This is a genomic window from Paracoccus aminophilus JCM 7686 (genome assembly GCF_000444995.1).
Taxonomy (GTDB): Bacteria; Pseudomonadota; Alphaproteobacteria; order Rhodobacterales; family Rhodobacteraceae; genus Paracoccus; species Paracoccus aminophilus.
This window is the reverse complement of sequence record NC_022042.1, coordinates 92,581-118,164: the sequence shown is the minus strand read 5'-3', so window position 1 is coordinate 118,164 and position 25,584 is coordinate 92,581. Positions and strand designations below refer to the sequence as shown.

Here is a 25,584-nt window from a genome sequence, read left to right as displayed (position 1 = left end):
CTATGACGCGGCGCGGCGAGCGCCCCGATCCTTCAGATCATCGCGCCCAAGCGAAGGCGTTCCCATCTCGCCTTTCGCGATCTGCGAGAGCAGGCGCTGCGTATTCTCCGCGCAATCCACCCCTTCGGGGCTCTCCTCGATTTCGCGGATGATCGCGAGCAGATGGGCTTTGCTTTGCGCAAGGCGGGCCTCCATCGCTGCGATTTCATCGACCTTGGCACGCAGCGCGACGATCAGCGTCTCATGCTGCCAGTTGCTCAGATCCCCCGGCAAAAGCGCGCGGATCTCGTCCAGACTGAAGCCTGCTTTCTGCGCAGAGGCGATCAGATTGAGCATGGTCAAAACGTCGCGGGAATAGCTGCGGTAGCCGTTCGGGCGGCGATCAGCCTGCAAAAGACCGATGCTCTCGTAAAAGCGGATCCGGGACGTGGCCAGTCCACTGCGTGCTGCAAGCTCTCCGATCCGCATATGTGCCCTGCGATTTTGACGATTGACCTTAAAGTTAACTCAAAGGTTAAGGATTGTCCAAATCTTCTGACAAGAGGCGAATCATGACGTTGTTTTCCGAACTGACGCTGGCCTCGGGGGGCGTCTTGCCCAACCGGATTGCCAAGGCGGCGATGGAAGAGAATATGGCGGACGGCGATCACGCGCCCTCGGCCGAGCTGCTCAAGCTCTATCGCGCCTGGGCCGAAGGTGGCACCGGGCTGATCATCACCGGCAATGTGATGATTGACGCGCGTGCCATGACCGGCCCCGGCGGCGTCGTGCTGGAGGACGACCGCCATCTTGACCGTTTCGCGCATTGGGCCGAGGCGGCGGGGCAGGGGGGTGCTCTGGTCTGGATGCAGCTCAATCATCCCGGGCGGCAGATGCAGGTCGCGCTCGGGCAAGAGGCGCTGGCGCCCTCGGCGATCCCGGTCGATCTTGGCCCGCAGTCCAAGCATTTTGCGCTCCCGCGCGAGATGACGTCCGACGAGATCGCCGAGGTTGAGAGCCGCTTCGTCGCGACCGCGCTGCTTGCCGCGCGCGCCGGATTTCACGGCGTCCAGATCCATGCAGCCCACGGTTATCTGCTCAGCCAGTTTCTCTCGCCGCTCTCCAACCATCGCAAGGATCGCTGGGGCGGGTCGCTCGAAAATCGCGCGCGGCTTTTGCTCGACGTGATCCGACGTCTGCGCGCCGAACTGCCGAAGGGTTTTGCCCTGTCGGTCAAGCTGAACTCGGCCGATTTCCAGCGCGGTGGCTTTTCGCCCGATGACGCGAGGCGGGTGGTCGATCTTCTGGCGGGGCTGGGTGTCGATCTGGTCGAGCTTTCCGGCGGCAGCTACGAGTCTCCGGCGATGGCGGGCATGGCGCGGGATGCGCGCAGTCTGGCGCGCGAGGCGTATTTTCTGGAATTCGCCGAAGAGATCGCCAAGACCGCGACCGTGCCGCTGATGGTCACCGGCGGCATCCGGCGGCGCGAGATTGCCGAGGAAGCGCTCGCCAGCGGCATGGCCATGGTCGGGCTTGCGACGGCGTTGGCGATTGATCCAGAGCTGCCAAACCGCTGGAAAGCGGGGCAGGGCAGGGCGCCCGTGCTGCGAACGGTCCGCTGGAAGAACAAGCCGCTGGCGGGGCTCGCGCTGATGGCGGCGGTGAAATATCAGCTCGACCGTCTGGCGCGCGGACGCAAAAGCGCGCCCGGGGTGTTTCCCCTCTGGGCGCTGATCGTGGCGCAGCTGAAAAACAAGGCGCGCGCGCGGCGCTATCGCCGCTGGATGGCCTCGGGGCGGCGTGGTGTCGGGCAAGACGGGCAGGCCGCTTAAGGCCTGCCAGCCTGCAAAGAAGCCGAGGCCGCAAGAACGGCTTCGGCCCCTTGGATCAGGACAGAGGAGGTCAGGCCAAGGCCAGGACCGGATAGTCGTTATATCCCTTGACCAGATCGGCCAGATCGCGCGGATCGGCGTGCAGCGGGTTCAGGGGCGCGTTCTGACGCAGACGCTCGACCAGATCGGGGTTGGCCATATAGGCGCGCCCGAAGGACACCGCCTCGGCCTCGCCTTTCGCCAGAACCTCGCGCGCGCTCTCGCGGGTCAGCCCCTGATTGAGAATGACCGGGCCGGTGAAATACTTGCGCAGTTCCGGGGCGATGCGGGGGGCATCCGTGGCATAGGCCTCGCGCGCGAAGATGAAGGCGATGCCGCGCGTCTGAAGCGCTTGCGCGACATAGGTGAACAGCGCGACCGGGTCACTGTCCGACATCGAGTAATCGCTCGACATCAGGTTCAGGTGGACGCCAACGCGATCGGCGGGCCAAACCGTCAGGATCGCATCGACGACCTCGATCAGCAGACGCGCGCGGTTCTCGACCGAGCCGCCATAGGCATCCGTGCGGGTGTTCGAGCCGTCATGGAGAAACTGATCGAAGAGATAGCCATTCGCCGCATGGACCTCGACCCCGTCAAAGCCCGCGGTCTTGGCGTTCGCCGCTGCCTTGCGGAAATCCTCGACAATGCCGGGCAGCTCGGCGGTTTCAAGTGCGCGCGGCACGGCATAGGGCCGCTCGGGCCGCAGCACGCTGACATGGCCCTCGGCGGCAATCGCGCTTGGAGCAACCGGCAGTTGCCCGTCCAGCAGGCTCGGGTCCGAGATCCGCCCGACATGCCAGAGCTGCGAGACAATCAGCCCGCCTTCGGCATGAACGGCCGCGGTGACCTCGCGCCAGCCGGCAACTTGTTTGTCGCTCCACAGGCCGGGGGTGTCGGGATAGCCGACCCCTTGCGGGCTGACCGAGGTGGCTTCGGTCAGGATCAGCCCGGCATCGGCGCGGGCGCGGTAATGCTCGGCTTGCAGCGCACCCACCGCGCGGCCATCGACCGCGCGCATCCGGGTCAGGGGCGCCATGACAATGCGGTTGCGCAGATGCAGGGCGCCAAGGGTGATCGGATCAAAAAGATCGCTCATAATCGGGTCTTTCTCAGAAAACTCGCGAGGTGGTCTAGAGGGTTATTCGGCCGCAAAGCGCGCCGGGGCAACCGGAGGCGCAATGGTCAGCTGATCGCCGTCGCGGGTGATGCGGATGGATTGCGCGGGCTCGTTCACGCCGCGCGGCGCCGAAAGTTCGACCGATTGCCCGGCGGCGAGATCGGTTTCAAAGCGCAGCGGGCTCGCGCCCTCGGCCCCGAGCGTCAGGACAAGGTGATAGCCCTGCGGCGTTTCGACATAATAGCCGGTCCCGCGATTTTCGCCGAGATCGAGCGAATAGCCCACGCCGGGCTTGCCGGTCAGGTTTTGATCATTGCGGGTATCGGCATAGGCGGGCGCAAAAAAGGCCAGCCCGAGAAGTGCGGCGCTCGCCGCTCTGGTCAGACGTGTCATCGTCGGACTCCTGTCAGCTTGATGTTGTGATAAGGATGCGCGCCTTCGTCTGCGCGCCAAGGGCGGTGCGCAGGGTGGCATCGGTCTGTCGTCTGTCTTGCGGCTTGGCTCCTGCCTAGCTGGCGGGACCCTCGCCCTTGTCGTCGGATGCCTCGGCCTTGAGGTGATCGGGCAGGGCATAGCGGTTGCCCCAATCGACAAAGGCCTCCAGCACCTTGCGGAAGTCTTCTCCCGCTTCGGTCAGGACATATTCCTGTCTCAACCCCTTTTCGCCGATGGGCTGCTTTTTCAGCAGGCCATTGGCCACCAGCGAGTCGAGCCTGCGGGTCAGCGTGCTGGTGCCGATTCCCAGACTTTTCTGGAATTCGTCAAACCGGCGCTTGCCCATCCAGGCATCCCGAAGGATCAGGATGCTCCACCACTCGCCCACCTTTTCAAGGCTGAGCGCGATGGGGCAGATCATATCGTCAAAGCTCTTGCGCTTCATGTGTCGTCCTTCCGCTGAATTACTTACATCATGGAAGTAATTTTACAAGATCCGTCGCCGGGATTTTATCGGAGCGCCGCGAAGATTTCCGGCAAAATTTTGAAATCACGCGTGAAATTAATGCGGTCAAACCGCGATGTGCAATGCGCCGATCCGGCTGGTTTCCTCTTCGATCCCGTGAATCAGCGCCTCGAGCGCCGGATTTCGGCTCTTGCGGGCGCGCCGCACGATATAGGCGAGCCCGCCGGGCTGGGGCAGGCCGTGCTCGATCACCTCCATGCCGGGGCGCAGATGGCGTTCGTTCAGCAGCGCGACGCCCATGCCCGCCAGAACGCCCGAGATGATCCCCGCCGCGCTGGCGCAATCCAGAACGATCTCGAAAATCGCGCCCTGATCCTGGCCCTGATCCATCGCCCAACGGCGGTAGAAGCAATTGTCGTCGAAGGACAGGAACGGGATCGGTGCACCGGGGGTCAGCACCAGCTCGGGCGATTTCACCCAGAGCAGACGCTCGCGGTAAAGCAGCACATCGGCGGGGCGGAGTTCATGTTCGAAGACCTGCACGATCGCCGCATCGAGCGCCCCCGCCGCCAGCATCTCAAGCTGAACAAGGCTCATGCGGACCTGCGTGCGCACGCTCACCTCGGGGTAAAGACGGCGGAAGCGGCCAAGGATACGCGCGAGATCCGAGCAGGCGGTGTCCTCGGTCATGCCAAGCGCGATCTTGCCCTGCAGTGGGCTTTTCGTGAGGTTCAGCACCGCCTCGTCATGGATCCCAAGAATGCGGCGGGCATAGCCCAGCAGATCCTGCCCGGCCGAGGTGAACATCGGCGCATTCGGCCGCCGGCTCAGGATCTCGCAATCGAGCGCTATTTCCAGCCGCCGGACCTTGTGGCTGACCGCCGATTGCGAGAGGCCAAGCGCCTCGGCCGCGCGGGTGACGCCGCCGTGCTGCTCGATCGCCATGAGAGCGCGAAGCTGGTCGACATCAAGGCGGCGCTGCATGACTCCGGACATGGGTTGATCTCCTGAGCTTATTCCTTTCGTCATAGAGTGACGGATTTGCGTCGGGAAATCAAATTATCATGCCATTGAGATCATGAAGATCATTGCACCATCAATTTTTGTCATGTGCATTTCTCCCCGGTCCCACGCTAATCCGAAGCCAGTTACCAACTGGGAAACCGTGCCATGACCCGCCAGAAACTCCTAACGCCCCAGCCGCGCCTTCTGTGGCCGCTGCTCGCAACCGCGCTGATCCTGTGCTGGAGCTCGGGCTATATCGGTGTGCGCTTTGCCAGCGAAAGTGCCGATGTCATGCTGGTGCTGTTCTGGCGGACGCTGGTCGCGGGCGTGGTGCTGTTGCCCTTCGCTTTGCTGATCGGGCCCAGGATCACGGCCCATGCCTTGCTGCGGCAGATGGCTTTTGGCGTCGCGACGATGTTTCTCTACCTCGGCGGTTTTGCGCAGGCGATCCAGCTCGGGGTGCCGACCGGGCTGGTCGCGCTGTTTTCTGATCTGATCCCGCTGGCGATTGCTGCGCTCTCGGCCCCGATCCTTGGCCAGTCACTCAGCGCGCGGCAATGGAAGGGCACGGTCATCGGCCTTCTGGGCGTGCTGATCGCGACCGCGAATAGCCTCAGCTTCGGAGCCGCGCCGATCTGGGCTTACGGCCTCGCGATTGCCGCCATGGGGATTTTCGCTTTGTCGAGCGTCCTGCAAAAGCGCCTTGGCGCCTTCGAGATGCCGGTCCATCAAAGTCTCTGCATCCAATGCCTGACCGGAGCCGGGCTCTTCGCGCTGGTCGCCACATCGCAGGGCAGCCTGATCCCGCCGCTTGGCGGTCATTTCGAGATCGGGATTCTTTGGCTCGTGCTGCTTTCGACCTTCTCGGCTTACGGTCTTTACTACACCTGCCTGCGGCTCTTTCCGGCGGCTCAGGTCGCGGGCGTGCTCTATCTCTCGCCGCCGGTGACCATGCTCTGGGCTTGGGCGATGTTCGGAGAGCCGCTCTCGGCGCTGATGTTTGTGGGACTTGCGGTCACGCTCTTCGGGGTGTGGATGACCATGGCGCGCGCGCCGGTCAGCGCAGAACCCGCGCCGCCCAATCCGCGGCAGGCTTGACGCCGCCGAAGGGGAAAAGGTGCAGCTGCGCGATGCCTTGCGCGGCACCCAAATCCAGCTGCGACAGATCCTCGATCAGTTCATTGGCTTCATAGGGCAGCAAAAGCCGGGTCAGATCACGCGCGCGGCGGCGCAGAACCCGGACCGAGGGGCCGATCCCGCAAGAGAGCGCGAAGCGCAGCAGGCTTTGCAGCTTCGCGGGTCCGGGCACGCCCAAATGGATCGGCAAATCAATCCCTTGTCCGCGCAGGCGACGCACCCAATCCATGACCGGAACGGCCTCGAAGACGAATTGCGTGACAATCGCCATCTCGGTCCCACCGCCCGCAAACGCGGATTTCAGGCGCAGGGCCGCGTCGGTCTGGGCAAAGCCGCCCTTGGGGTCGATGTCGGTATTCCCCTCGGGATGGCCCGCGATATGGAGCCGGCGAAACCCCGCTTTCTGGAAGGCGCCGCTTTCGAGCAGTTGTAGGCTCGAATGGTAATCGCCGACCGGTGCCGCCCGCCCGCCCGCGATCAGAAGCGCCTCGCGCACATCGGCCTCGCCCTGATAGCGCGCGATCCAATCGGCGAGCGTGCGGGCATCAGCAATCTCGCGCGCGGGGAAATGCGGCATGACCGGGAAACCGGCCTCGGCGATGCGGCGCGCGGCGGCGACCATCTCGGCAATCGGCCCGCCGCCGAGATGCGCGAGATAGACCCGCGTGCCGGGCGGAAGGCTCGCGCTCAGATCAGGGGTTTTCGCCAGAACCGCCGGGGTCAGTTCGATCGAATAGGGCCGGGCGCGGAAGTCGGGAATTTGGGTCATGGGGTCTCAGATACCGAAACGGGCAGGCGCGAAGGGGCGCGGATCAACCACCGGAGCCGTGCCGCCGATCAGATCGGCCACAAGCCGCCCGGCGCCCGGTCCGATGCCAAAGCCGTGACCCGAAAAGCCCGAGGCGAGCACAAGTCCCGGCAGCGCCGCAAGCTCGCCGATAGCAGGCAGGGCATCGGGCGTCACGTCGATATAGCCGCCCCAGCTTTTTGCCAGCCGAAGGTTGCGGAAAAAACTCATCTGTTTGGCGGCCTCGGTGCGGGCGCGGTCGATCACCGGCGCGACCGGGGCGGGATCCGAGATGCGATGCGCCTCAAACGGACTTGCGCGGTCCAAAGACCAGCGGCGCGGCATCATTGCCTCGGTCACGAAGCTGCGGCCAAGGCGAAAGCGCAGCTCGCGCAGGCTTTGGCGCAGAAGGGGCAGGAAGGGGGCGGCAAGGCGCAGATGGTCGGGGCCAAGATCGGCCACGGTCGCATTGGCGCGTGAGAGCACATAGCTGTCGTCATCCCGCCTGCGCCAGCCAAAGCCCTGCGCCGAAACGGAAAGATCGGGCCCGCCCGCACGCGGCGCGGTGATCGAGACAGAGCCCAGAACCTTCAGCTGCGGAAAGCGGATGCCCAGACTGCCCGCGAAAAGCCGCGACCAGATCCCGCCCGCCAGCACCGCCTGCGTGGTGCGGATCACGCCTTTCTCGGTTACGATGGCCGAGAGCCGCCCGCCCGAAGTCTCGACCCCGCGCACCGCGCAATGAGTGACGATCCGCGCGCCCAAACGCTGCGCATCGCGGGCAATCGCGGGGGCGGCGCGCGCGGGTTCGGCGCAGCCGTCATCGGGGGTGTAAAGCGCGCCCTCTCCGGCAAGAGCGGCATCGGGGATCAAGGCGGCAAATTCGCGGCGTGACAGCAGCCGGGTCGAGAGCCCGGCCCCCGCGACCTTCCCGAGCCACGCGGCCTGAGCGGCACCGCCGCGCGCATCATGGCTCCAGGCGATGCCGGTCGTGCGAAAGCCGGTGTCGAGGCCGCCGAAGACCGCCGGGTCGCGCCAATCCTCCATCGCCTTGATCATCAGGGGAATTTCAGCCGGGTCGCGCAGAGTGTTGCGACACCAGCCCCAATTGCGGCCCGATTGCTCGCCGCCGATCACGCCCTTTTCGCAAAGCGTCACGCTCAAGCCGCGCGCCGCCAGATGCCAAGCCGCTGCAACCCCGATCAGCCCGCCGCCGATGATGACGACATCCGCCTGCTCCGGCAGGCTATCGCTGACGACCGGCAAAAGCTCAAGCGCCGCCGTCCCATGCTCTGCGCTCATGTCGTGGGGCGGATCAGTTTGGGCGTGTCGGCCTGCTGGCCCCATTCGTGCCACGAGCCGTCATAGAGCCGCCAGCCGGAATGGCCGAGCGCGTCGAGCATGAAGCCGAGGATCGCGGCGGTCACGCCCGAGCCGCAGGTGGTGATGATCGGCCGCTCCAGATCAGCCCCGGCGCTGGCGAAAATCTCGGCCGCGCGTTCGGGCGTGACGAAGCGGTAATCCTGCGCCGCGTCGAAAAAGAGCGCCCACGGCGTGTTGATCGCCCCCGGCATATGCCCCGAGGCGACGCCGGGATAGCCCGAGCCCTCATGGCCATCAAACCGCGCCGCCGTGCGCGCATCAAGCAGCGTGACGCTGCCCGAAGCAATCGCCGCGCTCACATCGGCCAAGGCCGCGACGCGCTCGGGCGCAGGCGTCGCGCGGAAGGTGCGCGGGTCTGCGGGCGCGGCATCGCCGGTTTCAATCGCGCGGCCCTCGGCACGCCATTTGCGCCAGCCGCCGTTCAGGATGCGCAGGCGGTCATGGCCGAAAAAGCGGAACATCCACCAAAGCCGCGCCGAGACATAGCCCGCATCATAGATCACGACCTCGGTCTCATTGCCGATGCCAAGCCCGCCGATCACCTCGGCAAAGAGCGCGGGATCGGGCAGCATATTAACGTAAGGCGAGGCCGGGTCAGAGATCTCGGCCAGATCGACGAACCGCGCGCCGGGGATATGGCCCGCGCGGAAATCATCCCGCGCGTGCTTGTCCGCCTCGGGCAGATACCACGAACAATCGAGCACCACCCGGTCCGCACCATCGCCCAAGATGCGGGCGAGTTCCTCGGTTTCGATCAGCCAGTTTGACATCTGCCCCTCGCTTACAATGGCCGCGCCATGCGGCGGGCGTTGAGCTTGCCCGCGCGCAATTCGGCATAGATTGCGGGCACATCCTCGGGCGCGACCTTGGTGCCTGCTTCCAGCCGCTGGCCGATTTCGGCGTAAAGCGCCTGATGGCCGGTCTGGCGCTGGACGCGCGGCAAAGGCGCAAGGATCTCGCTGATCGCGTCATGCAGCGCGCTTGGCCAGAGCTGGTTATAGGCCTCCCGCGCCGGGCCGAAGTCGATGGGCTTGAGGGGCGCATCGCCCCGCTCCGCGCGCAATTCGGCCCGGCGCGCCTCGGTCGCGACCTCGTCGAGCGCGCCCTCCGCGCCGATCACCACGCCATAGGACCGCGCCGCCGTCTCGACCGAGACATAGCCATCCAGCACATCGGACTGAACCTGCTTGGCCGGCCGCTCAAGCGGGTCGCCATAGCCGCCGCCGCCCTGCGTGCCCATGCGGATGATATCGCCGATGCCGACATGAAGAATGTCGATCTTGCCGATATCCTGTTCCGCCTCGGTGCCGGGGTTCAAAAGCGTATAGCCGGTGGTTCCCGGCTCGCCGCCTTGCCGACCGGCTGGCGGGAAGATGTAGCGCTCAAGGTTGCGCGCGGTCACGGTCGAGAACGGCGCATGGGTTTCAAACTCGATGACCGAGCCGGTGCCGCCTCGATATTTCCCCGCCCCGCCCGAATCCTCGCGCAGCCCATAGCGGCGGATGAGGATATCGGGCATCTCGCGTTCCAGAAGCTCGGTCGGGACGTTCTTGAGGAAGTTCAGGATGACCATCGTCCCGTCCACGCCATCCGCCATCGGCCGCCCGCCCGAGCCGCCGACGACCGGCTGCACGACCGAAACCCGCGTCTCCGAGGTTTTGGGATCGGGGGTCGCGACCATCAGAATGCCGCCCTGACCGGAATCGGTCGCGGGCAACTGGTCCGGCACCGCCTGCGCCAAAGCGCCGATGATGACGTCACAGACCTTATGCGAGGTTGAATAGCGCGCGCCGTAAGCCGCGCCCGATTCCGGGTTGATGATCGTGCCCTTGGGGATCGAGATCTTCAGCGGGCGCACCAGACCGGCGTTATAGGCAATGTTCGGATCGCGGGTGCAAAGCCAGTTGACGACGCCGGTGACCAGCATCCAATGGCCGTCTTTGGAAAAGCTCGGCAGGTTCAGCGCCGCGCGGACCTCGGGGGCGGTGCCGGTGAAATCCATGTGGAATTCGCCATTCGTGACCGTCAGCTTCAGCGCCACGCGCAAAAGACCAAGGCCCGCCATATCGCCCTCGATGAAATCCTCGAAGCGGTAGACGCCTTCCGGCACGGTCGAGATAATGCGGCGCGCCTGCGCCTCGGCATAGCTCAGCACATCGTCGATCGAGCGCGAGACCGTTGACGCATCAAAGCGCGAGATCAGCTCGGCCAGACGGCGCTGGCCGGTGGTCAGCGCGGCGATACAGGCCTTCATATCGCCCCAGTTCTGCTCGCCGGTGCGGGTATTGGCGAGGAACATTTTCAGGAAGGTCTCGTCCAGAACCCCCTCGCGGAAGAGCTTTTGCGGCGGAACCCGAATGCCTTCTTGCACCAGCTCATAGCTCGACGGCGCGATCGAGCCAGAGACCCGGCCGCCAACATCGGTCATATGCACGAAGCTCCAGACGTAGCACACGACCTTGCCCGCATGGAAAATCGGCGCCCAGAGATAGACATCCGACAGATGCGTGGCCATGCCGCGCGTCGCTTCGGGATCGTTGGTGATGAAGATATCACCTTCGCGCACATCCTCGCCCATGGCGCGGATCGCGTCATCCATGGGCTTGCCGATCATCATCAAGACGCCATAGCGGCGCGAGGCGGCAAAGACCTCGCCCGAGGTCGAGACCAAAGCCGCGCCGTAATCCTGCGTCTCCTTGATGAAGACCGTATGAGCGGTGCGAAACAGGGCTTGCGCCATTTCATCGACAATCGCCTGAAAGCGATTGGACATGATTTCAAGGCCGATCTTGTCCGCGATCATGACAGGCGTTCTCCGATCAGGTTGAACCAAGGGTCGATCTCTGCGCGGAAACCGGCGGGCAGATAGATCGTGGTGTCGTATTGCTCGATGACGGCGGGGCCTTCGAAGGTGAAGCCGGGCTCGAGCGCGGCGCGCTGATAGACCTTCGCCACGCCGTCCTGGCCGTTTTCGTAAAGCCGCCGCTCGGTCACATCCTTGCGCGCGGTCGGCGAGAAGGGGCGGATGTCGGTGAAATCGGGCTTCGGCGTCTGGCCGATGATCTGAAGCCGCGCTTCGAGCACGCGGATCGGGCTCGAGCGATCGGCATAGCCATAGACCTGCGCATAGCGGTCATGGAACAGCGTCTCGATCTGCTCGCGGCTGATCGGGCCATCGGGGAAGATCACATTCAGCTCGAAGGACTGGCCGTGATAGCAGATATCGGCCGAGCGGATGATGCGGGTCTCGGCGACCTCGACCTGCTGGGCATCGAGCCAAGCCGTCGCATCTTGCTGCAGCTGGTCATAGGTCGCATTGAGCTGCGCATCCGTCAGATCGCGGCTGTCATGCCAAAGACTGCGCACGAAATCGGCGCGCAGATCGGCGACAAGGCAGCCAAGCGCGCACAAAAGCCCTGGCATCGGCGGCACGATCACGCGGCGCAGGTTCAATTCGCGCGCGAGCAGGAAGGAATGGGTCGGCCCCGCCGCGCCATAAGAGAGCAGCGAGAAATCATGCGCATCGACGCCGCGACGGGCCAATTGCGGCACGGTTTCGGCATAGATATTCGCGGTCGCGACCTGCAAGATCGCATCGGCGGTTTCCTCGACGCTCAGACCAAGACGGTCGCCAAGCGTCGCCAAAGCAACGCGGGCCTTGTCGATGTGCAGCTCCATCTCGCCGCCAAGGATCGAGGTCATAATGCCAAGCGCGGCATAGGCATCCGTGACCGTCGGCTCGACGCCGCCGCGCCCATAGCAGGCCGGACCCGGACGCGCGCCCGCCGAGCGCGGCCCGACCTTCAACACGCCCTCGGCATCAAGCCAGGCGACCGAGCCGCCGCCAGCGCCAATCGCCGAGACATCGACCGCGGGCAGCAGCACCGGGAAATCGCCCACGGTGTTTTCGTTCGAATAGGGCACTTCGCCGTCGATCACCGCCATATCGACCGAGGTTCCCCCCATATCGAGTGTCAGGATCTTGTCGTCGCCGATCAGCCGACCGACAAAGCCCGCGCCGATCACGCCCGAGGCCGGACCCGACAGCAGCGTCTCGACCGGACGATCACCCGCCGCATCCAGACCCATGACCCCGCCATTCGACTTGGTCGAGAAGATCCGCGTGGTCAGGCCAAGCTGGGCGGTTTTCGACTGGAGCGTCGCGAAATAGCGCCGCATCCGCGCGCCGATATAGCCGTTGATAACGCTGATCAGCCCGCGCTCATATTCGCGCTGCTGCGGCCAAAGCTCGGCCGAGGTGATGACATAGGCGTCGGGGAATTCTTCGAGGATCCAGGCCTTGGCCTTACGCTCGTGGTCCTCGTGGCGATAGGCATGCAGGAAGCAGATCGCGATATTGTCGGCGCCCTGTTCGATCAGGCCGCGTGCCTTTTCGACGACATCGGCCCGCTCGATCTCGCGGATGATGACGCCGTCATGGCCGATGCGCTCGCGGATCTCGGCGACGCGACGGCGCGGAACCAAAGCCTGCGGGCGCGGCGCGTAGAGGTTGTTGGCTTGCGGCAGGCGCAGGCGGCGCAATTCCAGCAGGTCGCGAAAACCTTCGGTGACCAGAAGGCCGACCTCGGCGCCGTCGCGCTCCAGCAGCGTGTTCACGCCAAGGGTGGTGCCATGCGAGAAATAGCCGATCGCCTCGGGCGCGACGCCGTGACGGTCGCGCAAGGTGGTCAGGCCCGAGATGATCGCCTCTTCGGGGTCCTGACGGTTTGACGGGACTTTGAGCGCGGTCAGTGCGCCGGTCCCTTCCTCAAACAGCAGCACATCGGTAAATGTGCCGCCGATATCCACGCCAAGCCGGTAGCGTGCTTGCGGTGCTGTCATGGGCTGAACGTGCCTCCTGTCATCGCGCCGGGGCGCGGGAATATCGCAGGGCGATCTCTCGCCGTTGTCCCAGATGTCGGAACTTGGTCCCATAATACGATACAATTACTCGGGATGGCAGAGCCGCCGCATTGCTTTTTTCGCCCGATCCGGGGGGCAATCTTCTCCGGCTACCCCGGTTTTCAGCACGGGGCTTTCGCGAAGGCGGTTCTGCACGGGAACGCGGGCATGGGGCGCAAATATTCCGAATTGCGAACACATGTTCCTGATTGCAGAACTTACGGGGTGATTCACCCAGAGGGCAAAGATGGGCAAGACCAGTTTCCGCCATATCGTCATCGGCCTCGGAGGCCTCGGCAGCGCCGCAGCCTACTGGCTTTCACAGCGCGATGGCGGCGATGTGCTGGCGCTTGAACAGTTCGAGCTGGGCCATGCGCGCGGCGAATCCGAGGATCACTCACGCATCATCCGCAAGACCTATCACACGGTCGATTATGTCCGCTATGCGCAGGCCGCCTATGACACATGGGCCGAGGTCGAGGCCCATGCGGGCGAAGAGCTGGTCGTGAAGACCGGCGAGCTGAACTTCTGGCCAGAAGTCACCACGCTCGACGAGACCGCCTTCAATTCGGCGATGGCGGCCTGCGATGTCCCGTTCGAGCGGCTGAGCGCCGCCGAGGTCTCGCGTCGCTTTCCGCAATTCCGCTTTGACGACAGCATCCATGCGGTCTGGCAGCCCGATGGCGGTCTGCTTGCCGCCTCGAAAGCCAATGCCGCCCATCGCCGTCTCGCCGCGCGGCAAGGCGCGGTTCTGCGCGACAACGCCCCGGTCGAGGCGATCCGCCAGATCAATGGCGGCTATGAGGTCCGCGCGGGCGGTCAGATCTATGAGGGCGAAAAGCTCATCCTCGCGGCGGGGCCGTGGACGAACCGGCTGCTTGCGCATTTCGGCCTCAGCCTGCCCTTGGTCGTGACGCAGGAACAGGTCAGCTACGTCACGCCGCTCGACGCCGCGCCCTTCACGCCGGAGCGCTTCCCGGTCTGGATCTGGATGATCCACGACAATTATTACGGCTTCCCGATTTATGGCGCCAATGGCGTGAAAATCGCCCGCGACCGCTTTGTGCCGACCACCGCCGAGACGCGCAGCTTCACGCCTGATCCCGAGAATGAGGCGCAGTTGCGCGGCTTTCTCGAGCGTCATATCCCACAGGCCGCCGGGCCTCTGCTTTACTCCAAGACCTGCATCCTGACCCATACGCCCGATACCGATTTCGTGCTGGACAGCCTGCCCGGTCATCCCGGGGTCTTCTGCGTGGTCGGCGCCAATCACGCGATGAAATTCGCGAGCGTCATTGGCCGCACGCTCGCTGATCTGGCCTGCACCGGCGAGACCGCCCAGCCGATTGAGGCCTTTCGCTTTGGCCGGGATGCTTTGCGATCAACCGAATAGGCTCAGCGCAGCGCCATAGATCAGCACGGTCATCAGCGCCGAGAGCAGCATCCCGCAGCTCGCGAGCGAGACGATCTCGGGTGAGACCGCCAGCGTGCGTGCAATCCCCATGGCATGGGAGGTCGTGCCAAGCGCGAAACCGCGATCCTCGGGGCCAAGTCCACGCCCGAAGAGCCGCCAGATCCCGTCCGAGATCAGGATGCCGCCGACGCCGTTGCACATGACCGCCGCCATCGCCAGACTGTCCCAGCCTCCGGTCATCTGCGAGAGCGGCAGGGCCACGGCCAGCGTCGTCGCTTTGGGGCCGATGCTGGCGAGCACTTCGGGCGATAGGCCCAAGGCCCAGCCTGCGCCGATCGCGCCGAGAATACCGGTGAGGCTCGCGATCAGAGAGGCCACGAACATCGCCCGACCATTGCGGGCAATCAGGCGGCGCTGATGCCACAGCGGCAAGGCGAGCGCGACGGTGGCTATCGAGATGAACAGCGTGACCGGCTGAACCGCCGCCAGATAGTCGCCGGGGGCGGTGCCGCTGAACCCCAAGGCAAGGCAGATCGCGACCGCCGCGAGCACCAGCGGATTGTCGAGCGGCGCGGGCTTCAAGCGACGCGCCAGCCACAGGCAGGGCGGCCAGATCGCCAAGGTCAGGCCCAGCCAGAACAGCGCGGGCCCGCTCATTTCAGCCGTATCCCGCGAAAGACCCGCGCGCAGATGATCATGGCAAACGCCAGCGAGCCGAAGATCGCAAGGCCGAGCTTGACGAGATCGAGCGCGGCGAAATGCGGCAGGCTGAGAAAGCCCACCGCCGCCGGATAAAGAAAGAGCGGCAGATTGCGCAGCAAGAGATCGCCCGGCGCGCGGGCGTGCTCGGCCAAGGCTGGCCGCGCGAGGAAGGCGAGAAACAGAAGCGCCATCCCCGTCACCGCAGGCGGGATCGGCAGACCGGCGAACGCGGTCAGCCAATTGCCCAAGGCCCAGGCGGCAAGGATCAGCGCCGCGCCGGGCAGATAGCGCGCAATCAGGCTGCGCATCGTGTCGCCTCAGCCTTTCGAGAGTTTCCGCTCGGGGTCGAAGAAGGGCATCGGCACGACCTCGGCCAGAAGCGCATTCTCGCCCGCCTGAACCGTGACCTCGGTGCCGAAGGAGAGCGTGCCCTCGATCAGCGCAATCGCGATCGGATAGCCAAGCGTGGGCGAGCCGAGCGCCGAGGTCACGATGCCGATCTGCGCACCGTCAACCAGCACGGCATCCTCGGTCAGCGGAACTTCCTCGCCCTTGAAACGCAGGCCGATGATGCTGCGCTTGGGCGTCTGATGCTTGGCCGCAAGCAGCACCTCGCCGGCGCGCCAGGGCGCTTTGCTTTCCGAGATCATCCAGCCCAGACCGACCTCGACCGGGTTGTGCTGCCAGTCGAAATCCTGCCCGAAATTGAGGATCGAGGCCTCGATGCGGCGGATCCCCAAGGACCGCGAGCCCGCAAGCTTGCCGCCCGCAGCCTCGGTCACTGCCCAGAGATCGGCAAAGAACTGCGCCGCGGGCGCCACCGGGACATAGATGTCATAGCCCAGCTCGGCCGTGTAGCCGGTGCGGGAGATCACGACATCGACGCCGCAGACCTTGGCGCTCAGAAGCCCGTAGAAGGGGACGGCGGCCAGATCGCCCTCGGTCACGCTTTGCAGGATCTCGCGCGATTTCGGGCCCTGGATCGAGGCGACATGGATGCGGTCGTTGAAGCTTTCCACCTTCACGTCGCGGCCCTGTGCATTGGCCCAGATCCATTCCTCGGCGCTGCCCGGACCGCCGATCCACCACAGCCGCTCATCCGAGAATTTCGCGACAATGCCATCCTCGACGATGCCGCCATGATCGTGGCAGAGCACCGAATAATAGCACATCCCGTCCTTCATCTTGCGCACATCGCGCGGCATGATCGCGTCCAGAAGCGCGATCGCATCGGGGCCGGTGATCTCGATGATCTCTTCGCCGGTCACGTCCAGGAGGCCCGCCGTTTCGCGGATCGCGTGATATTCCTCGAGCGGATCGGTGAAGAAATCGGGCTTGAGATAGGTGTTGTGCAGCTTGAAGTTCTCAGCCCGCGCCCAGACCAGATCGAAGAAGGCGGTGCGCTTGAGACCCTTGCGGGCGCGGATCGGGCTGGCGCTGAAGGGCGGCGTGCCGACCACCGAGTTGAAATTGACGGTCACATGACGCGGATCGGGTCGCTGATGCATGGCAGGGGTCCAGTTTTCGTATCGCCAAGGATCGCGTGCCGCCCGGCCATCACGGGCAAAGGGCTGCGGAAAAATCGCGATCCGTTCGACGGCGGACCTTGCTGGAGAGCCGCTTTCATGTCAATTAATGAAATATAGTTCCATATAGCAGAACATTCTCTTTCCAGCAAGCGCGAGAGAATGTTATTTCGAAGAGGCTCACCATGCCAGTTCCCGCCCCGGATTTCAGCGCCTCGACCGCGCCCGGACGCAGGGGAATCGCCCATGATCGCGCAGTTGTGAGAGCTGCGCGCCTCTTTCCCACGGGGCGCGCGCAGCCGCGCGCCCAAGCCGATCCTGAAAGGACAGCGCATGACACAGACCCGCTTTGAAGGCCGCCGCTTTGAAGGCCAAAGCGTCATCGTCTCTGGTGGCGCGGATGGCATGGGCGCGGCCGCGACCCGCCAGCTCGCCCGCGAAGGCGCCAAGGTTTTCGCGCTGGATGTGAAGCTCGCCGAGGCTGAGGCTTTGGCCGAAAGCCTGCGCGCCGAGGGCCATGACGTGACCGCGCTGCGCGCCGATGTCATGGACGAGGACGAGCTGACCGCGGCGATCACCCATGCGATCATCCTCGCCGGGGGCCGGGTCGATGCTCTGGTCAATATCGCGGGCGGTTCGGCCGCCGGGCTGATCTCCGAGATCGATCTCGCGACCTGGGACCGGCTTTACCGGCTCAATGTGCGCTCGACGCTGGTCGCGGCGCGGGCGGTCATTCCGGCGATGCGCGCGGCGGGCAAGGGCTCGATCGTGACGATGTCCTCGATCTCGGGGCTGCGCGGCGATCCCGAATGGGCGGCCTATAATGCGTCGAAGGCCGCGATCATCTCGCTGACGCAATCGCTGGCTTGGGAGGAAGGCCGCTACGGCATCCGCGTCAATGCAATTTGCCCCGGCCCGGTCGCATCCGAGCGGATGCTGGCCACGATCAGCGCCGAGGAGCTTGCCGAATACAACAATGCCACCGCCCTTGGCCGCATCGGCACGGCGGAGGAATTGGCCGATGCGATCCTGTTTCTCGCCTCGGATCAGTCCTCGTTCATCACCGGCGCGCAGCTCGTGGCGGATGGCGGGCTGACGGCCTCGACCGCCCAGCCGACCGGCTTTGGCCGCAAGCTGAAAGCCGGGCTGATCCCCGGCGCGACCGCGTAACGGGGGCCGAACATGCAAAGCTACGACTATATCGTCATTGGCGGCGGCGGTGCGGGCGCGGTGCTTGCCCGCGTTCTCGCCGAAAAGATCAGCGGCACGGTCGCGCTGCTGGAGGCCGGGCCGGTCGATGATCTGCCCGCGATCCATGACCTCGCGCGGTTTTCCGAGCTTGGTGAGACCGCGATTGCCCGCAACCTGCCGGTGGTGCTGCCCGAAGGCCAGCGCGCGCGCTTTCTGATGCCGACGAGCCGCGTCCTTGGCGGCTCGACCTCGCGCAACACCTGCATCTGGTTCCGCCCGCCCGCCCGCGACTTCGCCGAATGGGAGGCCAAGGGCGCGGAGGGCTGGGGCCCGGAGGAGGCCACGCGGCTGTTCGAGGCGCTCGAAGCGCGCATTGCCATTGAAAGCGAGGCGCCCGACGCGCCCGGCCATCGCGTGATGTGGGAGGCGGTGCGCGAAAGCGGCTTTGACGAGATCGACTTCGCCACCGAGATGCGCGAGGGCATCGGGCGCTATCGTTTCTCCAAGACCGGTGCGGCGCGGCAATCCTCGGCGGCGGCCTTCCTGCGCGGCCCCTTGCCCGCGAACCTGCATGTCCTGACCGAAACCGAGGTCTCGCGCCTGCGCCTTGATGCCGATCACCGCATCGAAGCGGTCGAGACCAATCGCGGCGCGTTCACCGCCCGCGCCGAGGTGATCCTGTCGGCGGGCGCCATCGACACCGCGCGGCTGCTGCTTCTGTCCGGCATTGGCCCGGCGGAGGAGCTCGCCGCTTTGGGCATCGCCCCCCGCGTCGATCTGCCGGGCGTCGGGCGGCATTTGCTCGACCATCCGGCGGCGGCCTTGAACCTGCGCGCCACGCGTCCGACCGGCCGCGATGCCTTCTGGAATTACATCGGCGTCCTTTTCGCCAATGTCGCCGATCCCGGCGATTGGCCCGATATCGAGATCCAATTCGGCCCCGAGCTTTACGACCGCCAGACCCTGCAAGCGGGCTATCCGACCGCCGAGGACGGCTTCACCGCCTATCTCAGCGTGAACCGCGCCCGATCCGAGGGCAGCGTGCGGCTGACGGCGGCGGATGTGGCGGCACCTTTGCGGATCGAGACCGATTTCTTCTCGGACCCCGACGGCTATGACCTGCGCGTGATGACCGAGGGGCTGCGTCTGGTCCGCCGCGTCTTTGCAGCGCCCGCCTTTGACGGCTGGCGCGCCGAGGAACTGGCGCCGGGAGCAGATGCGACCGACGACGCGACCCTTGGCGCCTTCGCGCGCGAGACCGCGTTGACCGGCTATCACCCGGCGGGCACGGCCAAGATGGGCGCGGGCTCCGATCCGCTTGCGGTGGTCGATTCCAAGCTGCGCGTTCGGGGCTGCGCGAATCTGCGCGTCGCGGATGCCTCGGTCATGCCGACGATGGTCAGCGTGAACATCGCCGCAACCGTGATGTTGATCGGAATGAAGGCGGCAGAGCTTTTGGCAGAATAAAACGACTGCTTTGGTCGTGATATTTGGGATGTCTTTCTCCCGTTTTTGCTTCATTTTGTGCCGTTTTTTGGAATATAGTTCCAATTAACGCAACAACACGGCGGTTATCGGAACCGCCTTCGCGATCAGCGGAGACTTTCATGACGACTGAGAGAAAGACGGACCTGACCCTGTCCCGGCGCGGTCTGATGCAAGGCGCGGCGGCGCTGGGGCTTGGGCTGACGGCGGGCGGGCTCTGGCTGCCCAAAGGGGCTTTGGCGGCTGGTCCGAAACGCGGGGGCTCGATCGTCGCGGGGATCTCGCATGGCTCGACCTCGGATTCGACCGTGCCGGGCACCTATTCGCATGGTCTGGGGATCCTCCTGTCCTATACGATCCATGCCCGCCTGACGACGGTCGTGCCGGACAACAAGCTGGAAGGCAATCTCGCCGAAAGCTGGGAAGGCTCGGAAGGCGCGACCAAGTGGAAGATCACCCTGCGCGACGCCGAGTTCCACAACGGCAAGAAGGTGACGCCCGCTGACGTCATCGCCTCGATCAACTTCCACCGCACGCCGGACACGACTTCGGTCGCGAAGGAAACCGTCAGCAATATCAAGGATATTGCTGCGGATGGCGACAAGGTCGTGGTCTTTACGCTGAATTCGGGCGATGCCGATTTCCCCTTCCTGCTCAATGATTACCAGCTTTGCATCGGTCAGGCCGATGCCGATGGCGCGATTGATTGGGAAGATGACGGCCGCCGCGCCGGGCCTTACCGCCTGACCGAATATGATCCGGGCATCCGCGCTGTGGTCGAGCGTGCCGACAATTACTGGAACAGCAATGTCGGCTTCCTTGACCGCGCCGAGATCCTGACCATCGCCGATCCGACCGCGCGCCAGAATGCGCTGCTCGCGGGCGAAGTCGATGTGATCGACCGCCCCGACACCCGCGCGCTCGACATCATCACCGCCAATCCCGAGCTGAAGGTTGAGGAGGCTCCGGGCTTCCGCTTCTACGGCTTCACCGTCTTCACCGATGTTGCGCCCTATTCGGATCAGGATTTCCGGCTGGCGCTGAAATATGCGGTCGATCGCGAGGCGCTGCTCGATGTCGCGCTGAACGGCCATGGCATCGTTGGCAATGACCAGCCGATTACCCCGGCTTACCGCTATTACAACCCCAATATCCCGCAGCGCCAGCACGACCCCGACAAGGCGAAGTTCCACCTGAAGAAATCGGGCTATGACGGCGCGGCGCTGGATCTCTCGACCTCGGTCGCGACCTTCTCGACCGCGGTCGATGCGGCGGCGCTTTATCAGGCCAATCTCGCCCAGGTCGGCATCAATGTGAATGTCGTCAACGAGCCCGCTGACAGCTATTGGTCCGATGTCTGGCTGAAAAAGCCCTTCATCACCACCGACTGGGGCGGACGCCCGACCGAAGACATGTTCTTCTCGGTCGCCTTCCAGAAGGACGCGCCGTGGAACGACAGCCATTTCAACAACGAGCGCTTTGAAAAGCTGCTGGTCGAGGCCCGCGCCGAGCTCGACGAGGCCAAGCGCGCCGAGATGTATGGCGAGATGCAGCAGATCGTCCATGACGAGGGCGGCTCGATCACGCCGCTGATCCCGAACAACGTCTGGGCGCGCAGCACCCGCATCAAGCACGGCGAGGCGCTTTCGACCGCCTATGAGCTCGACGGCTGGCACTTCATCTCGCGCTGGTGGGTCGAAGAGGCCTGATCCGCTGAAATCCTCGCCGGGGCGGCCAGACTGCCCCGGCCTTTGCCTTTGGTCCAAACCCGGTCGATGTCACATAGCGAAACCCACCTTTCCGGCCCGAGCCCAATTGTCACGCGGCGTCCGATCCTGGCGCGGCTGGCGCGCATTATCGGATTCCGGCTGGCACTGGGGCTGTTCACGCTCTGGATCATTTCCATCGTGATCTTTGCCGCCATCGAGGCTTTGCCAGGCGATTTCGCGCGCAGCTCGCTTGGCCGTTCCGCAACGCCCGAGCAGGTCGCGATCCTTGAACATCAGTTGGGCCTCGATCAGCCGCTGGCGACGCGCTACGGGGCGTGGATCGGCGGCGTGGTCCAAGGCGATTTCGGCCTGTCGTTGTCGTCAAAACCGAACCGGCCGCGCCCGGTGACGGCGATGATCGCGCCACGCCTGAAGAATACGCTGATCCTTGCGACCGTCGCGGCCAGCATCGCGGTGCCTTTGGCGATTGGGCTGGGCGTCCTTTGCGCCTTGTGGCGGGGCAGCCTGTTTGACCGCACCATCAGCGCGCTCACGCTGATCACCATCTCTTTCCCCGAGTTCTTCCTGGCCTATCTGCTGACCTATCTGGTCATTTCGAAGGATATTTTCCTGCATTCGGAGCTCGCCCAGCTTTTGCCCGGCTGGCTCAGTCAGGCGACGCAAACCGGGCTGGAAGCGATCCCGCGTTTCCCCATCCTCGCCTCGGTCAATGAGCGCACCGGATTTTGGGAGCATATGTGGAAGATCTCGCTGCCGGCGACCGTGCTGGGGCTGGTGATTATCGCTCATATGATGCGGATGACGCGGGCGGTTCTGATCTCGCTTTTGTCGTCGCAATGGGTCGAGATGGCGCGGTTGAAGGGCCTTGCGCCGACCCGCATCGTCGGGCGGCACGCGCTTCGCAACGCTTGGGGGCCGGTCGCGACCGTGGTTGCGCTGAACTTGGCCTATCTGATCGCGGGCGTCGTCATGGTCGAGGTGGTTTTCGTCTATCCCGGCATTGGCCAGCTGATGGTCGATGCGGTCAAGCAGCGCGATATTCCGGTGGTGCAGGCCTGCGCTTTGATCTTTGCCGCGACCTATATCCTCTTCAATCTGATCGCCGATGTGATCGCGATCCTTGCCAATCCGCGTCAACTCCATGCCCGCTGAACTCCATCCCGCCAAGGCGCTGCCGCGCCGCCGTTCGGCCGCTCTTCAAGCGATTGCCGGACTTGGCCTCAGCGCCCAGATCGGGCTGGCCATCATCGCGCTTTATGCGCTGGTCGCGATTTTCGCGCCGCTGATCGCGCCCTTTGGCGAGGCGCAGATCGTTGGGCGGCCCTATCAGGCTTGGGCCGCGCCGACCTATCTTGGCACCGATCAACTGGGCCGAGACCTTCTGTCACGGCTGATCTATGGCGCACGCAATACGATCGGGATCGCGCTGGCGACAACCGCTCTGGCCTTTGCGGTCGGCATGGCGGCGGGGATCTACAGCGCCCTGCGCAGCGGTTGGCGCGATCAGCTGATCTCGCGGCTGGCCGACATCCTTTTGTCGATGCCGAGCCTGATTTTCTCGCTGCTCCTGCTCACCGTCTTTGGCGCTTCGGCGGTCAATCTGGTGCTGATCCTTGCGCTTCTCGACAGCGCCAAGGTCTTTCGCGTCGCGCGCGCCTCGGCCCGCGATGTCGCGGTGATGGACTTCATCGAGGTCGCACGCCTGCGCGGTGACAGCGGCTTGCGGATCATGACGCGCGAGATCCTGCCGAATATCCTGCCGACGGTGGTCGCGGAATTCGGGCTGCGCTTTTGCTTCGTCTTTCTGGCGATCTCGGGGCTCTCGTTTTTGGGCGTCGGTCTGCAACCGCCGACCGCTGACTGGGGCTCGATGGTGCGCGAAAACGCCTCGCTCATCAGCCGCGGCCAGATCACCCCGATCCTGCCCGCGATCTGCATCGCCGTGCTGACGCTGGCGGTGAATTACGTCGCCGACGGCTGGCTGGAAAACCGCGCCGGAGGCTCGCGATGACGCTGCTTCATCTGCGCGATCTGCGCGTGACGGCTGGCGCGCGCGGGCAAGAGACCGCCATTCTCGACGGCGTCTCGCTGGCGCTTGCCAAGGGCGAGGTGCTGGGGCTGGTCGGCGAAAGCGGCTCTGGCAAATCGACCTTGGGGCTCGCGGCGATGGGCCACGCGCGACCGGGCTGCCGGATCGCGAGCGGCGAGATCGGCTTTGCAGGTCACGACCTGCGCGCGCTGCCGCCCGCCCGGCTGCGCGCCTTGCAGGGCGACCGCATCGCCTATGTCGCGCAAAGCGCCGCCGCTGCTTTCAACCCCGGGTTCCGCCTGATCGACCAGACCGTCGAGACCGCGCTGCGTCATGGCCATCTGTCGCGCGAGGCGGCGCAAGCCCGCGCGCTCGCGCTTTTTGCCGAGCTCGGCCTGCCCGATCCGGCGCGCATCGCGGGCTCTTATCCGCATGAGGTTTCGGGCGGGCAGTTGCAGCGTGTGATGACCGCGATGGCGATGATCTGCGAGCCTGATCTGATCGTCTTTGACGAGCCGACGACCGCGCTGGATGTCACGACGCAGGTCGAGGTTCTGGCCGCTTTGCGCCGTGTGGTGCGCGAGCGCGGCACGGCGGCCTTGTTCATCAGCCATGATCTGGCGGTGGTCGCGCAGGTCTCGGATCGGCTGGCGATCATGCGGCAGGGGCGGATCCTTGAGGAAGGCACGGTGCGCCAGATCCTCGACGCGCCGAAAGACCCCTATACCCGCACGCTTTGGACCATCCGCGAGATGGATGCGCCGGTTCGTCCCGCGACCCCGGCGCGGCTGAATATCGAGCGCGTCACGGCGGGCTATCCCGGTGGCGGTGACGTGATTTCCGATGTCGCGCTCTCGCTGGGGCAAGGGCGGACGGTGGCGATTGTCGGCGAAAGCGGCTCGGGGAAATCGACCTTGGCGCGGGTGATCGCGGGGCTTTTGCCCGCGCGACAGGGCCAGATCACGCTCGACGATGCGGCGCTGCCGCCCAAGCTCGACCGCCGCAGTCTGGCGCAGTTGCGCGATGTGCAACTGGTCCATCAATCGCCCGATACCTCGCTGAACCCGCGCCAAAGGGTCAGCGAATTGCTGGGCCATCCGGCGCGGCATTTCCTTGGCTTGAAGGGGGCCGCCCTGAAGGCGCGGATCGACGAGATCCTGCGCTCGATGGAACTCGACCCCGCCTTGGCCGACCGCTTCCCCGGAGAGCTGTCCGGCGGGCAAAAGCAGCGCGTCGCGTTGGCGCGCGCCTTGCTGGCCGATCCGAAATTGCTCATCTGCGACGAGGTGACTTCGGCGCTCGATCAGGTCGTGCAGGGCGATATCCTGCGCCTGCTTGCCCGGGTGCAGGCCGAGCGCGATCTCTCGATCCTTTTCATCACCCATGACCTCGCGACGGTGCGGGCGATTGCCGACGAGGTGGTGGTGATGCGCCACGGCCGAATCGTGGAATCCGGCGCCACCGCCAAGATTTTGGGCGCGCCGAAAGAGGATTACACCCGCAAGCTGATCGCCTCGGTGCCGACGCTTGATCCCGGTTGGCTGGACCAGCGTTTGGCGCTTCGAATGGACCTGAAAGTGGCCTGAGAAAAGGCCGGAAAACGCGCCGGAGGCCTTGCCAAAATCCTGAAAATAGTTCCATATAGTGGAATTACCGAACGAGGATGAGGCAAAGGGTGGAAACAACGGTCGTCAAAGGTCTGCGCGTCTTGGAAGCGATGGCGCAGAACCCAGAGCTTTGTAATCTCACGGCTTTGGCCAATGAATGCGGTATCTCGAAAAGCAATGCGCACCGGCTTTTGCAGACGCTTGAAGCCTGCGGCTATGTCACCCGCGACGCGGCCACGCGCACCTATCGCCCGACCTTGCGGCAATGGGAAATGGGGCGGCGGGTCTATGACCGGCTGAGCCTGCCGACGGTCGCGGGCCGCCATCTGGCGCAGCTGTCGCAAGACACCGAAGAGACCGCGCATCTGTCGGTCTTCGATCAGGGGCAGGTGCTTTACATCGACAAGGTCGACGGGCCCCATGCGGTGCGGACCTATGTCTCGAATGGCGAGCGCGAACCGGCCTTCTGCACCAGCTCTGGCAAGGCGATGCTGGCCTGGCTGCCGCATGAGGAGCTTTTGGGCGTCGGCGAAATGATCCAGAAATTCACCGAAAACACCGTGGGCTCGCTGCCCGAATTGCAGGCGCAATTGGCCGATGTCCGGGCGCGCGGCTATGCGACGACCAGCGGCGAATATCGCCTCGGCGTGACCTCGTTTGCGCGCGCGATCAAGACGCCCTCGAACAAGGTCATCGGCGCGGTCGGCGTCGCCGGTCCGGTCGAGCGCATGAGCCTGTCCGACCCCGAGCGCTATCACGACGCCTTGGCCCGCGCGGTCTCGCTGATCGAGACCGATCTGGGCTTTCCCGCCTGA

23 protein-coding genes are annotated in these 25,584 nt (G+C 64.8%); 10 read left to right on the top strand and 13 right to left on the bottom strand.

The window, feature by feature from the left end; translation table 11 throughout:
• Complete coding sequence (locus JCM7686_RS18150; RefSeq protein ID WP_020952838.1) at window positions 1-468, bottom strand: MerR family transcriptional regulator; 468 nt, start codon at window positions 466-468, stop codon at window positions 1-3.
• 83 nt (window positions 469-551) lie between these two features.
• On the opposite strand from JCM7686_RS18150, the gene JCM7686_RS18145 reads away from it, so the two are divergent.
• The gene (locus tag JCM7686_RS18145) at window positions 552-1,811 is read left to right on the top strand and encodes an NADH:flavin oxidoreductase/NADH oxidase family protein (RefSeq protein ID WP_020952837.1); all 1,260 of its coding nucleotides are present in this window, start codon (window positions 552-554) and stop codon (window positions 1,809-1,811) included.
• Window positions 1,812-1,881: 70 nt separating this feature from the next.
• Here the strand turns inward: JCM7686_RS18145 and JCM7686_RS18140 are convergent, their stop codons facing one another.
• The 4 genes from JCM7686_RS18140 to JCM7686_RS18125 all read right to left on the bottom strand — a co-directional run bounded on the left by JCM7686_RS18140 (window position 1,882) and on the right by JCM7686_RS18125 (window position 4,867).
• Window positions 1,882-2,949 carry an alkene reductase gene (locus JCM7686_RS18140; RefSeq protein ID WP_020952836.1) on the bottom strand — a complete coding sequence of 356 codons (1,068 nt, stop codon included), beginning with the start codon at window positions 2,947-2,949 and terminating at the stop codon, window positions 1,882-1,884.
• Window positions 2,950-2,991: 42 nt separating this feature from the next.
• Window positions 2,992-3,363, bottom strand: coding sequence for a hypothetical protein (locus tag JCM7686_RS18135; RefSeq protein WP_020952835.1), 372 nt, complete (start codon window positions 3,361-3,363; stop codon window positions 2,992-2,994).
• A 115-nt stretch (window positions 3,364-3,478) separates the two neighbouring features.
• Complete coding sequence (locus JCM7686_RS18130; protein ID WP_020952834.1) at window positions 3,479-3,850, bottom strand: winged helix-turn-helix transcriptional regulator; 372 nt, start codon at window positions 3,848-3,850, stop codon at window positions 3,479-3,481.
• A gap of 126 nt (window positions 3,851-3,976) precedes the next feature.
• On the bottom strand, window positions 3,977-4,867 hold the full coding sequence (locus JCM7686_RS18125; protein WP_020952833.1) for a LysR family transcriptional regulator: 891 nt from the start codon (window positions 4,865-4,867) through the stop codon (window positions 3,977-3,979).
• A gap of 174 nt (window positions 4,868-5,041) precedes the next feature.
• Between JCM7686_RS18125 and JCM7686_RS18120 the strand changes: the two genes are divergently transcribed.
• Window positions 5,042-5,974: a DMT family transporter gene (locus JCM7686_RS18120; RefSeq protein ID WP_020952832.1), complete on the top strand. Its 933-nt coding sequence runs from the start codon at window positions 5,042-5,044 to the stop codon at window positions 5,972-5,974.
• On the opposite strand, the gene JCM7686_RS18115 is transcribed toward JCM7686_RS18120, so the two are convergent.
• Genes JCM7686_RS18115 through JCM7686_RS18095 form a run of 5 tightly spaced genes read right to left on the bottom strand, consistent with a single transcriptional unit; the run spans window position 5,934 to window position 13,025 of the window.
• A complete protein-coding gene (locus JCM7686_RS18115; RefSeq protein ID WP_020952831.1) occupies window positions 5,934-6,782 on the bottom strand; it encodes a methylenetetrahydrofolate reductase in 849 nt (282 codons plus the stop codon). The two genes, JCM7686_RS18120 and JCM7686_RS18115, sit on opposite strands and share 41 nt — an antisense overlap.
• A 6-nt stretch (window positions 6,783-6,788) precedes the next feature.
• On the bottom strand, window positions 6,789-8,102 hold the full coding sequence (locus tag JCM7686_RS18110) for an NAD(P)/FAD-dependent oxidoreductase (protein WP_041528096.1): 1,314 nt from the start codon (window positions 8,100-8,102) through the stop codon (window positions 6,789-6,791).
• Window positions 8,099-8,953 (bottom strand): sulfurtransferase, encoded by an 855-nt coding sequence (locus JCM7686_RS18105; protein ID WP_020952829.1) that lies wholly within the window; start codon window positions 8,951-8,953, stop codon window positions 8,099-8,101. The genes JCM7686_RS18110 and JCM7686_RS18105 overlap by 4 nt, the downstream gene beginning before the upstream one ends.
• Before the next feature lie 11 nt (window positions 8,954-8,964).
• On the bottom strand, window positions 8,965-10,986 hold the full coding sequence (locus JCM7686_RS18100; protein WP_020952828.1) for a hydantoinase B/oxoprolinase family protein: 2,022 nt from the start codon (window positions 10,984-10,986) through the stop codon (window positions 8,965-8,967).
• On the bottom strand, window positions 10,983-13,025 hold the full coding sequence (locus JCM7686_RS18095; protein ID WP_020952827.1) for a hydantoinase/oxoprolinase family protein: 2,043 nt from the start codon (window positions 13,023-13,025) through the stop codon (window positions 10,983-10,985). The genes JCM7686_RS18100 and JCM7686_RS18095 overlap by 4 nt, the downstream gene beginning before the upstream one ends.
• Window positions 13,026-13,332: 307 nt before the next feature.
• On the opposite strand from JCM7686_RS18095, the gene solA reads away from it, so the two are divergent.
• Window positions 13,333-14,478, top strand: coding sequence for an N-methyl-L-tryptophan oxidase (gene solA, locus JCM7686_RS18090; protein ID WP_020952826.1), 1,146 nt, complete (start codon window positions 13,333-13,335; stop codon window positions 14,476-14,478).
• On the opposite strand, the gene JCM7686_RS18085 is transcribed toward solA, so the two are convergent.
• Genes JCM7686_RS18085 through JCM7686_RS18075 form a run of 3 tightly spaced genes read right to left on the bottom strand, consistent with a single transcriptional unit; the run spans window position 14,467 to window position 16,709 of the window.
• Window positions 14,467-15,156, bottom strand: coding sequence for an LrgB family protein (locus tag JCM7686_RS18085; protein ID WP_020952825.1), 690 nt, complete (start codon window positions 15,154-15,156; stop codon window positions 14,467-14,469). The genes solA and JCM7686_RS18085 overlap by 12 nt on opposite strands.
• Window positions 15,153-15,509: a CidA/LrgA family protein gene (locus JCM7686_RS18080; protein WP_020952824.1), complete on the bottom strand. Its 357-nt coding sequence runs from the start codon at window positions 15,507-15,509 to the stop codon at window positions 15,153-15,155. Before JCM7686_RS18080 ends, JCM7686_RS18085 begins: the two co-directional genes overlap by 4 nt.
• A gap of 9 nt (window positions 15,510-15,518) precedes the next feature.
• A complete protein-coding gene (locus JCM7686_RS18075; protein WP_020952823.1) occupies window positions 15,519-16,709 on the bottom strand; it encodes an aminomethyltransferase family protein in 1,191 nt (396 codons plus the stop codon).
• Window positions 16,710-17,060: 351 nt separating this feature from the next.
• On the opposite strand from JCM7686_RS18075, the gene JCM7686_RS18070 reads away from it, so the two are divergent.
• From JCM7686_RS18070 to JCM7686_RS18040, 7 genes are all read left to right on the top strand, one after another.
• Entirely contained in the window at window positions 17,061-17,897 is an 837-nt protein-coding gene (locus JCM7686_RS18070) for an SDR family NAD(P)-dependent oxidoreductase (RefSeq protein WP_020952822.1), read from the top strand.
• Between the two features lie 12 nt (window positions 17,898-17,909).
• Window positions 17,910-19,385: a GMC family oxidoreductase gene (locus JCM7686_RS18065; RefSeq protein ID WP_020952821.1), complete on the top strand. Its 1,476-nt coding sequence runs from the start codon at window positions 17,910-17,912 to the stop codon at window positions 19,383-19,385.
• A gap of 140 nt (window positions 19,386-19,525) precedes the next feature.
• Window positions 19,526-21,112, top strand: coding sequence for an ABC transporter substrate-binding protein (locus JCM7686_RS18060; protein WP_020952820.1), 1,587 nt, complete (start codon window positions 19,526-19,528; stop codon window positions 21,110-21,112).
• A gap of 66 nt (window positions 21,113-21,178) precedes the next feature.
• On the top strand, window positions 21,179-22,285 hold the full coding sequence (locus JCM7686_RS18055) for an ABC transporter permease (protein ID WP_020952819.1): 1,107 nt from the start codon (window positions 21,179-21,181) through the stop codon (window positions 22,283-22,285).
• Window positions 22,275-23,144 (top strand): ABC transporter permease, encoded by an 870-nt coding sequence (locus JCM7686_RS18050; RefSeq protein ID WP_051201693.1) that lies wholly within the window; start codon window positions 22,275-22,277, stop codon window positions 23,142-23,144. The genes JCM7686_RS18055 and JCM7686_RS18050 overlap by 11 nt, the downstream gene beginning before the upstream one ends.
• Window positions 23,141-24,748: a nickel ABC transporter ATP-binding protein NikE gene (gene nikE, locus JCM7686_RS18045; RefSeq protein ID WP_020952817.1), complete on the top strand. Its 1,608-nt coding sequence runs from the start codon at window positions 23,141-23,143 to the stop codon at window positions 24,746-24,748. The genes JCM7686_RS18050 and nikE overlap by 4 nt, the downstream gene beginning before the upstream one ends.
• Window positions 24,749-24,837: 89 nt before the next feature.
• The gene (locus JCM7686_RS18040; protein WP_051201692.1) at window positions 24,838-25,584 is read left to right on the top strand and encodes an IclR family transcriptional regulator; all 747 of its coding nucleotides are present in this window, start codon (window positions 24,838-24,840) and stop codon (window positions 25,582-25,584) included.